Raw genomic sequence first — 14,577 nt, forward strand, 5'->3', positions numbered from 1 at the left:
CCGTGGCGCAGCCGACGCGCGGTGGGACATCGGAGCCTTCAACCGAGGATGGCCTGACCCTCGCGCCTCCTCTGCGCGGCGACCTGGGCGAGCGCGCCGACGAGGAGCGCGCGACCGGGACCTCGCTTCCGTCTGCGCAGGAGCTCGCGATCGCGCTGCACGAGGTCTCCAACGCGCTCACCGTCATCGTGGGTTGCATCGAGCGCGCGCAGGGCGAGCAAGGCCCCGAGCTCGGCCGCGCGCTCGGCGTCGCCGCGTCCCGCGCGCGCGACGCTCGCCGCCTGATCCGGCGGGCCATCGGCGCCGAGGGGCGTCCGGCCGGCGACGGCGAGGTCGCGTCGAGGCCGCTGGGGGAGCCGGCGCGCCTGATCGCCGACGTCATCGACGACGCCGTGATGGGGCTCGAGCCCGAGGCGCGCCGCTCGGCGATCGCGCTCCGCGCGGCGATCGCGCCCGCGGTCGCGCGCACCGGCGTGAGCAACGGCGCTGCGGTCGTGCAGATCTTGACGAACCTCCTGCTCAACGCCGTGGCGCTGTCGCCCCGCGGCTCGTCCGTCCGGGTCGATGCCAGGCTGGAGGGCGCCGCGGTCGTCATCGGCGTCGCGGACCAGGGGCCCGGCGTCCCGCCGGCGCGCCGAGCGACGCTGCTGAGCTCCGGCGTCTCGACGCGGCCTGGCGGAGCGGGCATCGGCCTCCGCCACTCCGCAGCGCTGGCGAGCGCTGCCGGCGGCGCGCTCGCGCTCGTGCCTTCGGAGGAAGGCGCTCGCTTCGAGCTGCGCTGGCCCATCGAGGACACGCCGCCCGCCGACGCCCCGCCCGGCGAAGCAGGGGCCGAGGAAAGGCCGCCCGTGCCGCGGAACATGACGTCGCCGCCTCACCACGGGACGATCCTCGATGGCGTCAGGATCCTGGTGGTCGAGGACGACGACGCGGTGGTGGATCTGCTCGACACGGCGCTCACCGCGCGCGGCGCGAGCATCGTCAGCGTGCAGAGCGCGGTCGAGCTCCCGGGGGCCCTCGCCTCCGGGCCGTTCCAGGCTGCGCTGCTCGACATCTCGCCGATCCAGCAGGACGTCCTCGGCACCGTCTCCGCCGTGCGCAGGGCCAACCCGGACGTGCGGCTCGTGGTCATGTCCGGCAGCGCCGGCGCCGACCCTCTCCCCGCGAACTCCGGCGTCTCCTGGGTGCGCAAGCCGTTCGAGATCCGCGAGATCGTCGAGGCGCTCGTCCGCTGAAGCGCCCGCGGGCGAGGTGCGCGCAGCGCTCCGCGCGGATGCGGGCGTGCTCCTCTGGCGCGCGCGCCACATCGTGCGCGCGCCGCCGCGGCAGCCGGCGATCGGCCGAGGCCGCGAGGCCGCCGCGCCGGGCTGACCGGCGCGGGCGCTGCGCCGCACGACGACGTTGTGAGGATTAGCTTGACTTCCCCGGCCAGCTGGGTAGGTTCCGTCCCGCAACCGCGCTCGCGAAGGTGGCGGAATTGGCAGACGCACTAGCTTGAGGTGCTAGCGGGTAACACCGTGGGGGTTCAAGTCCCCCCCTTCGCACTCCCTGTCTCTCTCTCTCGACGCCTCGTCCTCCACTCCTTGTGCACACCTGGCTGAGCGCATTCTCTCAGCCCGTGTGCGGTACCGGTGGTGCCGCCCCTGTGTCTTGACGGGGCCGCCCGGTTTCGGAGCGCGCGTCTGCGTCTCGACGGCTTGCCCTGGCACCGCTGAGCGCTCGTCTGCGCCCAGCTGGACGCGCGGCGATGCATGCGGGAGCGCGCCTGGGAGCCCTCAGGGCGCCTCCGAGCGTGTTGTTTCGGCGGCTGCCCCGAGGCTTCTCGCTGGCCGTCCGGTCCAGGAGATCCTCGCAGACTCGCTCGATACGGACGATGGTTCATGTCCCTATCGCATGGGCGTTGACGCCAATCGAACCATCGGTTGTGCGCGCGAGGTGCCCGCGGCAGGGGGCTTTGAAGGCGGACCCACGCTGTTCGTGGAGGGTCCACTCCGCATGTTCCAGCGTGGAGTCCAGGGTGCCACGATGACCGTGTCGTGCGCGTTCCTGCTCAATCCTCTGTTCGGGCGCGCATCGACGGCATACGCAGGCTTGCATCGGTCGCCGAGCGGCCTGGTCGGGCTCGCACGAACGCCTTCCTTGACGCCCGTCTCGTGCTCCCCCACGCTCACGTCGGATGCTCCGCCTCCGGCGACCCCATCGTGACCGCAGCGCGATCCTTCGCTGGATCCGCGCCGCGCTCCCGGTGCTGCTCGTCGTCGGTCTCATGGCGCAGGGCCACACCCTCCAGGCGCTCGGCATGGCGATCGCTTGCGAGCACCCGATGCTCGAGGCGTCGTCGGCCCATCACGAGGAGGACGCGGCGCCGGACAGCTCCCACGAGGACTGCCCGCCCGGCTGCAGCGACTGCGCTTGTGGCCGTATCCCCATGACGCTGTCCGTCGGCGCCGCGCTGCCCTACATCCTCCTGGAGGCGTACGAGATCGCCGCGTCGGCGCTGCCGGAAATGCCAGGGCGCAGCCTCCCTCACCGCCTCGAACGGCCACCCCGACGCCCGCGCGCCTGAGGCGCCCGCGTCAGGTGTCGCACCCGCGAGCACGGCAGCAGCGCACAGGCGTTTGAGCGCCCCTGCGCCGCGCCGCCGTGAGCTCGGACCTCTCACGCGATCCTGACCGGGCACAACCGCGGTTCTTCGCGCGAGCGCTCCACGCGCTCGAGGGCTGTCCGTCCATGTTCCGTTCCCCCGTGCGTCGTCTGTTCGTCGCTGCCTCGCTCGCCTTGCACGTCCTGTCGATCGCGCCGCCGGCGGCCCTCGCCGAAGAGCCGCCCCTCACCCGCGCCCGCGTCGCCGACCTCGCCCGCGCAGCCCCGAGCGCGCGCGTGGCCACGGCGGAGGCGGGCGTCGCCCGCGCCGCGACCTCCGCTGCAGGCGTGATCTCCCTCGAGAACCCCGTGCTGACCGGCATGGGCGGCGTTCGGCTCAACCCCGACGGGAGCAAGCCGGCGGCCGCTTCGGCGTCCCTCGCGTGGCCGATCGAGCTCGGCGGCCAGCGAGGCGAGCGCATCGCAGCCGCGAAGGCCGAGCAGCGCGCCGCCGAGATCAACGCCGAGGACGGCCGGCGCCGCGTCCTGCTCGCCGCCCTGCTCCAGCACGCCCTCGTGCTCCGGGGCGAGCGGCAGGTGCAGCTCGCCCGCGCCCGCGTCGCGCTCGCAGAGCGGCTCCACGCCGCCGCGGAGCGCCAGCGCAAGGCGGGCGAGGTGCCGGAGGTCGATGTCGCCCTGGCGTCGCTCCAGAAAGGGCGCGACCAGGCGGCGGCGAAGGCGGCGGAAGGCACACGCGACGCCGACGAGGCGGCGCTCCTCGGCCTGCTCGGCCTCCCCTTGCGGGCAGCGCAGCCGTTGCCCCCGGTGGAGGGGCCCCTCGTGCCGCCTGACGATCCGCCGCCGCTCGCGTCGATCCTCGGGGACCTGGCACGGCGCCCCGATGTCGGGGCCGCCGAGGCTTCGGTCGACGCCGCGCGGGCCAGGGCGGAGCGCGAGCGGGCGGCCGGGTGGCCCACCGTCAACGTCGTCGCCCAGGTCGAGCGCGACGACGGCGCGAACATCGGCATGCTCGGCCTCGCGATCCCGCTGCCGATCCTCAACGCCAACCGCGCCGGCGCCGCGACCGCCGCCGCGGAGATCGATGTCGCCCAGGCCCGCGCCGAGGCCGCCCGGACCGGCGCCGCGGGCCACGTCACCCAGCTCTACGCGCGTTACAAGGCGACGAAAGAGGCCCTCCAGGCGCTGGCGCCGACGGCCACCCTGATGGAACGGGCGGCCGCGATCTCGGCGCGAGGGTACGAGCTCGGCGAGAAGGATCTCGCGAGCGTCCTCCTGGTGCGGCGTGAGGTCATCGACGCCGAGGCGGCGCTGCTGGAGGCCGAGCACGCCCACGCGGCGGCCAAGATCGAGCTCCTGGTCGCCGCGGGGAGGGCGCCCCGATGAGCGCGCCTCCGCGAAAGATAGAGCTTTCCCCGAAGGTGATCGCCGCGATCGCCGCCGCGGTCCTGGCGCTCGTCGCCGCGGCCGTCGCCATCACGGTGCGCTTCGAGCATCGACGCCACGGGCACGACCGCGAGGCCGGCCATGAGGCGCACGACGGGCATCCGCACGGCGAGGAGGAGGGAGCGCACGGCGATGGCCATGACCGCGATCATGACCACGACCACGACCACGCGGAGGAGCACGCGCCGGACGAGCCCGGGGAGGCGCACGCCCACGGCGACAAGCTCAAGCTGTCGCCCGCGATGATCCAGAACGCCGGGCTCGAGATGCTCACCGCCGGACCCGGCAGCGTCGCGGTGACGATCACCCTCCCCGGCGAGGTCGCGCTCAACGCGGAGGCCATCGCGCACGTCACGCCCCGCGTGCCGGGGACGGCGCGCGAGGTGAAGAAGCAGCTCGGCGACACGGTCACGCGAGGAGAGGTGCTCGCCGTGCTCGATAGCCGCGAGCTCGCGGAGCTCCAGCGCGAGCTCCTGGCGGCCAAGGAGCGCCTCTCCCTCGCCGAGGCGAGCTTCACGCGCCACGAGGCGCTCTGGAAGGAGCGCATCTCGGCCGAGAAGGAGTACCTCGCGGCCAGGCAGGCGGTCGCCGAGGCGCGGATCGAGCACCGCAGCGCCGCCCAGAAGCTCAGCGCCGCCGCAGGCTCGGGCGCGGGCAAGGGCAGCGGCTACGCGCTGATCGCCCCCATCGACGGCACCATCATCGAGAAGCACATCGCCATCGGCGAGGTGCTCAAGGAAGACACCCAGGTCTTCGTGATCGCCGACCTGTCCACCATCTGGGTCAACGTCACCGTCTACGCCAAGGACCTCAGCCGCGCGCGGATCGGCCAGACGGCCTGGGTCAAGGCCGAGGGGATCGAGCAGAGCGCGCAGGGCACGCTGGCGTACCTGGGGCAGGTCGTCGACGAGCAGAGCCGCTCCGCCGTGGCCCGCGTCGTCCTCCAGAGCCCGGGCGCTGCGTGGCGCCCCGGGCTCTTCGCGACCGCCGACATCGCCGTCGAGGAGGCGGCCGCGCCCGTGGTCGTCTCCGAGGAGGCCCTCCAGCGGGTCGAGGGCAAGGACGTCGTCTTCGTCGAGGAGGGCGACGCCTTCGAGGCCCGCCCCGTGAAGATCGGGCGCCGTGGCACGAGCGGGGCGGAGGGCGGGGGAGGGCGACCCGGTGCCCCGAGCGCCGAGCCGCGGCGCGGCGCGCCGGTCGTCGAGATCGAGGCCGGCGTCGCCGCCGGCGAGCGCTACGTCGGCAAGAACAGCTTCATCCTCAAGGCGGAGCTCGGCAAATCCGAGGCCGGACACCAGCACTGAGGAGCGCGAGGACCCCATGCTCACCTTGCTCTCGCGGCTCCTGTCCGTCTCGATCCGCCATCGCTTCCTCGTCGTCGCCATCACCCTCGCGGTCGGCGCGCTCGGGGCCTACAACTTCACCCGCCTGCCGATCGACGCGGTCCCGGACATCACCAACGTCCAGGTGCAGATCAACACGTCGGTCAAGGCGCTCTCCCCCGTGGAGGTCGAGCGCCAGATCACCTTCCCCATCGAGTGGGCCATGGGCGGGATCCCGGGCGTCCAGCAGGTGCGCTCGCTGTCCCGTTACGGGCTCTCCCAGGTGACGGTGATCTTCGAGGACGGCACCGACATCTACTGGGCGAGGCAGCTCGTGGCCGAGCGCCTGGGCGCCGCGAAGGAGAGCCTGCCGCCAGGGCTCGGCGAGCCGCAGCTGGGCCCCATCGCGACCGGCCTCGGCGAGATCTACATGTGGACCCTCGAGGCCGCGCCGGACGCCAGGCGCCCCGACGGCAAGCCGTACGACCTGACCGATCTACGCACGATCCAGGACTGGATCGTGCGGCCCCAGGTCCGGACCGTGCCGGGGGTGACGGAGGTCAACTCGATCGGCGGGTACGAGCGGCTGTACCAGGTCTCGCCGGATCCGGCGAAGCTCGTCGGCTACGGGCTCTCGTTCCGCGACGTGCTCGAGGCCCTCGCGGCCAACAACGCCAACGCGGGCGGAGGGTACATCGAGCACAAGGGCGAGCAGTACCTCGTCCGCGCCACGGGCCTCGTGCAGAGCGAGGACGACATCCGGGGCATCGTCGTCGGCAACCACCACGAGGCGCCGATCCGGATCGAGGACGTCGCCGAGGTCAGCGTCGGCCAGGAGCTCCGCACGGGGGCGGCCACCGAGGACGGAGAAGAAGCGGTCATCGGCACGGCCATCATGCTCGTCGGGGAGAACGGCCGCGCCGTCTCCAGGCGGGTGGACGACCAGATCAAGGCGGTCAACAAGTCGCTGCCCGCGGGCGTGACGGTCAAGACCGTCTACGACCGCACCTACCTCGTCGACGCCACCCTGAGCACCGTCAGGAACAGCCTTCTCGAAGGGGCGGCGCTGGTCGTCGTGGTGCTCTTCCTCCTGCTCGGCAACCTCCGGGCCGCGCTCATCGCCGCGCTCGCGATCCCGTTCTCGATGCTGATCGCCGTCACCGGCATGGTCGAGAGCAAGATCAGCGGCAACCTGATGAGCCTCGGCGCCATCGACTTCGGGCTCATCGTCGACGGCTCGGTGATCATCGTCGAGAACTGCGTGCGGCGCTTCGCCGAGGAGCAGCGCCGGCTCGGCCGCGTGCTCACCCGCGAAGAGCGGCTCGGCCTCGCCTACGAGGCGTCCCAGGAGGTCCGCCAGGCGACGATCTTCGGCGAGCTCATCATCGCGATCGTCTACCTGCCCATCCTCACGCTGACCGGCATCGAGGGGAAGATGTTCCGGCCGATGGCGCAGACCGTCGTCCTGGCGCTCGCGGGGGCGACCATCCTGTCGATGACGTTCATCCCGGCGCTCGTGGCGCTGTTCCTCAGGGGCAACGTGTCGGAGAAGGAGAACCTCCTCTTTCACCACGCGAAGCGCGCCTACGGGAGGGCGCTCGCCTGGGCGCTGTCCCACAGGCCGATCGTGGTCGCGATCGCGGGCGTCGCCCTCGCCGCCTCCGGCCTGGTCGCCGCGGGGCTCGGCAGCGAGTTCGCCCCCAAGCTGAGCGAGGGGGCGCTCGCGCTCCAGCCGGCGCGCATCCCGTCGATCAGCCTCACGACGAGCGTGGCCATGCAGGCGCAGCTCGAGCGCCTCCTCAGGGAGCGGTTCCCGGACGAGATCGAGCACGTCTTCGCCAGGACCGGCACGGCCGAGGTCGCGACCGATCCGATGGGCCCGAACGTCTCCGACACCTACCTGATGCTGCGGCCGCGGAGCGCGTGGAAGAAGGCGAAGACGCAGGAGGAGCTCGCCGAGGCCATCGAGGCGGTCATCCACGAGCTGCCGGGGCAGAACTACGAGTTCAGCCAGCCGATCGAGCTCCGGTTCAATGAGCTCATCAGCGGCGTGCGGAGCGACGTCGCCGTCAAGGTCTTCGGCGACGACCTCGACGTGATGCTCAAGGAGGCCAGCAGGATCGGCGCGCTCCTCAAGGCGACGCCGGGCGCCGCCGACGTCAAGGTGGAGCAGGTCACGGGCCTGCCGGTGCTGACCATCGACGTGGATCGGCGCATGGTGGCCCGTTATGGGCTCAACGTCGCCGACGTGCAGGCGGTCGTCGAGGCCGCGATCGGGGGCGTGAGCGCCGGCGAGGTCTTCGAGGGGGACAAGCGCTTCGATCTGGTGCTCCGGCTGCCCGACTCCATCCGCCGCGACATCGGGGCGCTCGATCGGCTCCCGATCCCGCTCCGGAGCAAGGGGGGCCACGCGACCGGACCGAGCGGCCCGACCATCGCCGCGGCGGCAGGCGCGCCCGAGCGGGCGGCGTTCGTGCCGCTCGGCGCGGTGGCGAAGATCGGCGTGGAGGAGGGCCCGAACCAGGTCAGCCGGGAGAGCGGCAAGCGCCGCGTCGTCGTCCAGTGCAACGTGCGCGGGCGCGACCTCGGCGGCTTCGTCGCCGACGCCGAGGCGCGGATCGACGCCGAGATCAAGCTCCCGCCGGGCTACTGGATGTCCTGGGGCGGCCAGTTCGAGAACCTGCTCGCCGCCCAGCGGCGCCTCGCCGTGGTGGTCCCTGCAGCGCTCGGGCTGATCTTCGGCCTGCTCTTCCTCTCCGTCGGGACGCTCAGGAACGCCGCGCTGATCTTCACCGGCGTCCCGCTCGCGCTCACCGGCGGCGTCCTCGCGCTCTGGGGCCGCGGGCTCCCGCTCTCGATCTCGGCGGCCGTGGGCTTCATCGCGCTCTCGGGCGTCGCCGTGCTGAACGGGCTCGTGATGGTGACGTTCATCGAGAACCTGCGGCAGCGCGGCGAGGCGCTCGACGACGCCGTGCTCCACGGCTCGATCGCGCGGCTCCGCCCCGTGCTCATGACGGCGCTCGTCGCGGCGCTCGGCTTCGTCCCGATGGCGCTCGCCACCGGCACCGGCTCCGAGGTGCAGCGCCCGCTCGCGACGGTCGTCATCGGCGGGATCCTCTCCTCGACCACGCTCACGCTGCTCGTCCTGCCGGTCCTCTACCGGCTGACCCATCGACAGGAAAGCGCGACATGAACCGACCCTGGCTCGCCCTCGTTCTCTACGGGATCTACCTCGCGCTCGCCTTCGGATGGCGCTCGCTCAGGCAGCTCCGCGCGACGGGATCGGCGGGCTTCCGTGGCATCTCGGGGCCACCCGGGTCGCTGCCGTGGCTCGGCGGCGTGCTCTTCGTGATCGCGCTCGTCCTGGGAGCGCTGGCCCCCGTCGCGGAGCTCGCGGCCTGGATCGGGCCCCTCGCCGATCCCGGCCTGCCCCTCGCCGGCCTCGGCGCGGCCATGACGATCTCGGGGACGCTCGGCACGCTCTGGTCCCAGGGCGCGATGGGCGCGTCCTGGCGCATCGGCGTCAGCGAGGCGGAGCGCACGGGCCTCGTGACCGGAGGCCCGTTCGCGGTGGTGCGGAACCCTGTCTTCAGCTTCATGATGCTGGCCGCGCTCGGGCTGCTGCTGGTCCTCCCCAACGCGGCCGCGCTCGCCTCGCTCGTCGCGCTGGTCATCGCGATCGAGCTGCAGGTCCGCCTGGTCGAGGAGCCGTACCTCCTGCGCGCCCACGGCGGCGCGTACGCGGCCTACTGCGCGAAGGTCGGCCGCTTCCTGCCCGGCGTCGGCCGAGGGGGCTCGCCGCCGTCGCCGTGACGCCCCTCAGCTCGCCAGGGGCAGCGAGAAGTGGATCGTCGTCCCCTGGCCCGGGGCGCTCTCGACCGCCATGTTCCCGTGGTGCGCCTCGACGATGCCGCGCGCGATGTAGAGGCCCAGCCCCGCCCCGGTGCGCGACTCCTGCGCGGCCTTCCAGTAGCGATCGAAGAGGTGCGGCTGGTGCTCGGGCGGGATGCCCGGGCCCGTATCGGCCACCGAGAAGCGCGCGCTGTCGGCGACCCGGCAGAGCGCCACGCTCACGATGCCGCCCCTCGGCGTGAACTTCAGCGCGTTGCCGAGCAGGTTCGAGAAGACCTGGAGCACGCGATCCCGGTCGGCGAGGACCTCCAGGCCCGCGTCGAGCGGCCCCTGCGTCACCCGGCAGCCCTTCGCCTCCGCGAGCGACGTGGCGGCGTCGAGCGCCTCGCGGACGAGCGTCCCGCCGCGCTCCACCCTCGGCGACACCACGAGCCGCCCCGCCTCGATGCGCGACGCGTCGAGCAGATCCTCGATGAGCCGCGTCATGCTCTGGATGCCGCGGTCCATGCGGTCGACGAGCTGGACGGCGTCGTCGTCGTCGCCGTCCTTCCGCTGGAGCAGATCGCTCCGCAGCAGCGACGCCGTGATCGCGATCGTGTTGAGCGGGTTCCGGAGATCGTGCGACACGATCGCCAGGAGGTCGTCCCGGGCGCGCGTCGCGGCCTGCGCCTCGTTGTAGAGCCGCGCGTTCTCCAGGGCGACGGACGCCGACTGCGCGAGCTGGGTGAGCAGCACCTCGTCGCTCTCCACGAAGGGGCCGTCGCGCCGATCGAGCAGCTGGATGCTCCCGATGCACTGGCCGTCCCGGCCGCGCAGCGGCGCCGCGAGGAGCGAGCACGGGTGGAGCTCCGCCGGCGCGCGCGAGAGCACGTCGGCGCACGTCGGATCGCTCGCGATCTCGTCGCCCGTCAGCCGGACGCCGGTGCTCCTCCGCTCGATCAGGCCGAGCGCGATCTCGCGGACGCCGTCGCGGTCCTCCCGCGCGGCGTACTCCTCGGACAGCGAGATGCCCGTCAGAGGCCGATGCTCCACGCCCCGCGCCGAGAGCCGCGAGGCCGCGACGCCCGCGTCGAGCAGCGCGCGCGCCTCGTCGGTGGTGCGCTGGATCAGCTCGTTCAGCGAGAGCGACCGGTGGATGCGCAGCGTCGCCTCGGTGAGCTGCGCGAGCTGGTTCGCGTGGCGGGCGAGCGCCCTGCGCGCCTCCTCCTCGCGGCGCTCCGCCTCGCTCAGGCGCAGGACGTGGCGCAGGCTCTGCACCAGCCGCTCGGGCGTCAGCAGGTTCTTCGGCACGTAGTCCGCCGCGCCCCGCTTCATCAGATCGACCGCGAGCGACTCGTCGCCCTGCCCGGTCAGCATGATGAACGGCGCCGTGAGCTTCGCCTTGCGCGCCGCCTCGATCACCGCGAGCCCGTCGCCCCCGGGGAGGTAATAGTCGAGCAGCACGCAGTCGACCTGCTGCTCGTACAGCACCGCGAGCGCCGAATCGACGGAATCGGCCTCCCTGATCTCGGCGTCGACGCGGCCGCTCCGCAGCGCACGCAAGATCGCGATCCGATCGACCGTGTCGTCGTCGACGACGAGCAGGCGAACCGACCTCGGGCTCAAGGCATCTCCACGAGCGTCCAGTACCGGTTCAGCGCCGTCATGAGCTCGACGAAGCTCATGAACGTCACCGGCTTCAGCAGGTAGCCCGCGACGTTCAGATCGTACGCGTCCACCTTGTCCCGATCGTCGTTCGAGGTCGTCAGCACGACGACGGGCGTCGCCCGCAGCGAGACGTCGGCCCGGAGCTCGCGGAGGAACTCGATGCCGTTCATCCTGGGCATGTTCAGGTCGAGCAGGACGAGGCGCCGATCCCTGGGCACCTGGTTGCCGCGCAGCAGATCGAGCCCCTCCACGCCGTCGCCCGCCACCCAGAGCGGGTTCGTGATCTTGCCCCTCTCGAACGCCCTCCGGACGTTCATCACGTCGACGGTGTCGTCCTCGACCAGGATAATATTCAGGAATTTACCGTCCATCCTCGTCCTCGTGGAGGGGCAAAGCGGAGGCTCGTTGATAGCATCAACCGCAGGCCGCGCGCAGGGGCTACGGCGCCACGGCCAGCTACCACGCCTTGCCCGCGCGGCCGACGAGGTGCGCGACCGCGGTCACCAGGCCGTTCGGCTCGATCGGCTTGGCCAGGTGCATCTGGAAGCCGGCGGCGATCGCCTGGCGGCGGTCCTCCATGCGCGTGTACGCGGTGAGCGCGAGCGCCGGTATGCCGCTCGCGGGGACGTCGGCCCCCAGGGCGCGCAGCCGCCGCATCATCGCGTAACCGTCCTCGCCCGGCATGCCGATGTCGCTCACCAGCACGTCGAACTCGCCCGTGTGGAGGGCCTCGAGCGCCGCGCCCGCCGAGGCCGCTTCGCGCACCGTCGCCCCGGCGCGCACGAAGATGATGCCGAGCAGCTCGCGGGCGTCGGTCTCGTCGTCGACCACGAGGACCCGGATGCCCTCGAGCTCGCGCCGCGCAGCGCCCCCCGGCGCCTCGCCGCCCCGGCGCTGCGGGGACGGCGGCGCCGGGGGCGCGTCGGCGCGGATCGGCAGCCGGACCCGGAAGCGCGCGCCCTTGCCCTCTCCGTCGCTCTCGGCGTGCACGCTGCCGCCCTGCGCCTCCGCCAGGTGACGCACGATGGCGAGGCCGAGCCCGAGCCCGCCGTGGGCCCGGGTCATCCCCCCGTCCGCCTGCCGGAACCGCTCGAACAGGAACGGCAAGAAGCTCCTCGGGATGCCCTCGCCGTTGTCCTCCACCTCGACCTCGAGCATCGCCTCGACGCGCCGGGCGAGGGCCCGCACCTGGCCCCCGGACGGCGTGAACTTCACCGCGTTCGTGAGCAGGTTCCAGACGATCTGCTGGAGCCTCTCCGCGTCGCCGAGGAAGATGCCCACGTCGTCGGCGACGGAGATGTCGACCGCGACGCCCTTCGCCAGCGCCGCCGGGCGCACCAGGTCGAGCGCCGTGGCGAGCACCTGCCGCACGTCGACCGGATCGGTCCGGAGCTGCAGCTTCCCCGCGATGATCGTCGAGGCGTCGAGGACGTCCTCGATGAGCTGCGACTGCGCCTTCGCGTTGCGCTCGATCGTGGCGAGCCCCCGCTCGAGCGACTCGGCGTCCACCTCGCCCGTCCGGAGGATCCGCGCCCAGCCCAGGATCGACTGGAGCGGCGTCCTGAGCTCGTGCGACACCGTCGCGAGGAACTCGTCCTTGAGCCGGTTCAGCTGCTCGGCGTGCTGGCGCGCGCGCTGCTCCTGCTGGAGGAGCTGGGCGCGCTCGGCGTCGGTGCGCTTCTCCTCCGTGATGTCGTGGAACGAGAGGCCGACGCCGTCGCCCAGCGCCACCGCGATGGCGCGGAACGTCCGCGGAGCGCCCTCGTGCGCGCAGAAGAGCTCGATCCGGGCGGGCTCCCCGGTCTCCACGACGCGCGCGTACGCGTCGAACGCGCTCGCGAGCGCGCTGCCAGGGACCTCGATCAAGAGCCGCTTGCCCTCCAGATCCTTGCCCCGGCCCCCGACGATCGGCCCCGTGGCCGGGTTCACGTAGACCCACTCGAAGTCGGAGATCGCCCCGGACGCGCCGCGCACGCTGCGCAGCATCATGAACCCGTCGGGCGACGCCTCCTGCACGGTGCGGAACCTCGCCTCGCTCGCCCGCAGCGCCTGCTCGATCGACTTCCGCTCCGTGATGTCCGTCGCCGTGCAGGTGATGCCGATGATCTCGCCCGTGTCATCGGCCAGCGGCTCGATCGAGACGTCGATGTGCTGGGTGCGCTCGCCGGCGCGCACCGCGAGCTCGCGCCGCTGGCCGACGCCGCTGGCGAGCACGTCGCGCTTCGTCCGATCGAGCGACCTCGCGGCCTCCGGGTCCTCCAGCACCTCCCCGTCGGTCTTCCCGAGCACCTCGCGCTCGGACTTGCCGAACGAGTTGTGCATCCACGTGTAGCGCAGGTCCCGGTCCTGGGTGAACACCATGACCGGCGACCCCCGGAGCGCCTTGCGGAAGCGCTCCTCGTTCACGCGGAGCGCCCGCTCCGCGTGCAGGCGCTGGGTCACGCTCTGCTGGAGCTCGAGCGCGAGCCGCTCCGCCTTCCGGCGCGCGCCGATCTGCTCGGTCACGTCGAACGCCGTCACCATGACGCCCTCCACGGCGCCGCCCACGTCGCGCACCGGCTTGCACAGGACGTTGTACAGCCGCTCGACCGTCTCGCCGGTCCAGCGCGTGATCCGCACCGGGATCTCGCTCGCCACGCTCGGCTCGCCGCTCGCCAGGACGGCCTCGAGCTGCGCGTGCAGCGGCTGCCCGCGCAGCTCCGGGACCGCCTCGACGAGCGGCTTGCCGAGCAGATCGTCGCGGCCGACCATGCGGCAGAAGAGCGGGTTCGCGAGCTCGAACACGAGCGCCGCGCCCTTGAGGAAGCAGATCGGCGCGGGCGCCTGCGAGAGCAGCGAGCCGCTCCTGCCTCGCTCGATCTCGGTGCGCCTGCGCTCGGTCTCGATCGCCTCCAGCTGGAGCCGGGCGTGCTCGCTTACCGCCTGGGCGATGCCCGCGTCCACGCGCTCGGAGAGCGCCTCGATCTGCCGCACATCCGGCGTGACCCCGGCCTCCTCCAGCTCGCGGAGGATGGATTGCCGGAGGACGCCGTACTCGCGGACCATCACGCCCAGGTCGAGCCCGTGCTCCCAGCGCATCTCGCCGTGCTCGCGCGCGGCCTCCTTGCTGCCGGCCGTCGATGCGCGTTGCTCCAGGCTGGCGGCCACCTCGTCGAGGAAGCTCGGCAGCGAGTTGATGATGAGCGGCTTCGGCATGTTCCGCACCGCCGCGCTTCGCTTGCGCAGCTCGCCCACGAACCGCTCGATGATGGCCTCGCGGCGGGTCCTGATGAGCGTGGAGAGCGGGATCGTCATGATCGGATCGTTCGCGTCGGGAGCACGGCCTCGGCAGACGTCGCCGTCAGGGGGCCTGTGCAGCGAGCGGCGAGCGACGGTGGGCGATCGGCGGCGCGGGTGGCACCGGCGAGCACGGTATCTTCGGAGAGCTGACCGACCGCCACAAGGCGCACTGCCGCCAGTGCGGCTCATCCGGCCTCGGACGGCCGGCCGCCACCCTCCTGAGGGTGCCGCGGCCGGCTCTCCGTCGGCGTCGATCTCGACACCGGCCTTGCGCTGAGCCTGACTTCCACCTCGCCCGCACAAGCCCAGGCGCGAGCAAGCGTTGTGCCGAGATCGGCCAGCCGATGAACGAGATGATGCGCGGTGCGCGACGTCACGAGTGAGGCAATTTGCCGCAGCTACCCCGCCCGCCCGTGTTCAGCGGCGGCAT

At 72.6% G+C, this 14,577-nt stretch carries 9 protein-coding genes and 1 tRNA gene; 7 read left to right on the forward strand and 3 right to left on the reverse strand.

Features of this window, described 5'->3' with window-relative positions; translation table 11 throughout:
• Window positions 1-2: 2 nt before the first annotated feature.
• The 7 genes from WMF27_RS44160 to WMF27_RS44190 all read left to right on the forward strand — a co-directional run bounded on the left by WMF27_RS44160 (window position 3) and on the right by WMF27_RS44190 (window position 9,182).
• On the forward strand, window positions 3-1,235 hold the full coding sequence (locus tag WMF27_RS44160; protein ID WP_437762866.1) for a sensor histidine kinase: 1,233 nt from the start codon (window positions 3-5) through the stop codon (window positions 1,233-1,235).
• A 227-nt stretch (window positions 1,236-1,462) separates the two neighbouring features.
• Window positions 1,463-1,544, forward strand: a tRNA-Leu gene (locus WMF27_RS44165).
• Window positions 1,545-2,176: 632 nt separating this feature from the next.
• Window positions 2,177-2,566, forward strand: coding sequence for a hypothetical protein (locus WMF27_RS44170; protein WP_437762865.1), 390 nt, complete (start codon window positions 2,177-2,179; stop codon window positions 2,564-2,566).
• 164 nt (window positions 2,567-2,730) lie between these two features.
• Window positions 2,731-3,987: a TolC family protein gene (locus WMF27_RS44175; RefSeq protein ID WP_437762864.1), complete on the forward strand. Its 1,257-nt coding sequence runs from the start codon at window positions 2,731-2,733 to the stop codon at window positions 3,985-3,987.
• Window positions 3,984-5,351, forward strand: coding sequence for an efflux RND transporter periplasmic adaptor subunit (locus WMF27_RS44180; protein ID WP_437762863.1), 1,368 nt, complete (start codon window positions 3,984-3,986; stop codon window positions 5,349-5,351). The genes WMF27_RS44175 and WMF27_RS44180 overlap by 4 nt, the downstream gene beginning before the upstream one ends.
• Window positions 5,352-5,367: 16 nt before the next feature.
• Window positions 5,368-8,562 carry an efflux RND transporter permease subunit gene (locus WMF27_RS44185; protein ID WP_437762862.1) on the forward strand — a complete coding sequence of 1,065 codons (3,195 nt, stop codon included), beginning with the start codon at window positions 5,368-5,370 and terminating at the stop codon, window positions 8,560-8,562.
• Window positions 8,559-9,182 carry a methyltransferase gene (locus WMF27_RS44190; RefSeq protein WP_437762861.1) on the forward strand — a complete coding sequence of 208 codons (624 nt, stop codon included), beginning with the start codon at window positions 8,559-8,561 and terminating at the stop codon, window positions 9,180-9,182. Before WMF27_RS44185 ends, WMF27_RS44190 begins: the two co-directional genes overlap by 4 nt.
• A 6-nt stretch (window positions 9,183-9,188) precedes the next feature.
• On the opposite strand, the gene WMF27_RS44195 is transcribed toward WMF27_RS44190, so the two are convergent.
• The 3 genes from WMF27_RS44195 to WMF27_RS44205 all read right to left on the reverse strand — a co-directional run bounded on the left by WMF27_RS44195 (window position 9,189) and on the right by WMF27_RS44205 (window position 14,162).
• Entirely contained in the window at window positions 9,189-10,826 is a 1,638-nt protein-coding gene (locus WMF27_RS44195) for an ATP-binding protein (RefSeq protein ID WP_437762860.1), read from the reverse strand.
• Window positions 10,823-11,239 (reverse strand): response regulator, encoded by a 417-nt coding sequence (locus WMF27_RS44200; protein WP_437296506.1) that lies wholly within the window; start codon window positions 11,237-11,239, stop codon window positions 10,823-10,825. Before WMF27_RS44200 ends, WMF27_RS44195 begins: the two co-directional genes overlap by 4 nt.
• An 85-nt stretch (window positions 11,240-11,324) precedes the next feature.
• Window positions 11,325-14,162 (reverse strand): PAS domain-containing hybrid sensor histidine kinase/response regulator, encoded by a 2,838-nt coding sequence (locus WMF27_RS44205; protein ID WP_437762859.1) that lies wholly within the window; start codon window positions 14,160-14,162, stop codon window positions 11,325-11,327.
• Window positions 14,163-14,577 lie beyond the last annotated feature (415 nt).

The organism is Sorangium sp. So ce281 (genome assembly GCF_051527395.1).
Taxonomy (GTDB): domain Bacteria; phylum Myxococcota_A; class Polyangia; order Polyangiales; family Polyangiaceae; genus Sorangium; species Sorangium cellulosum_B.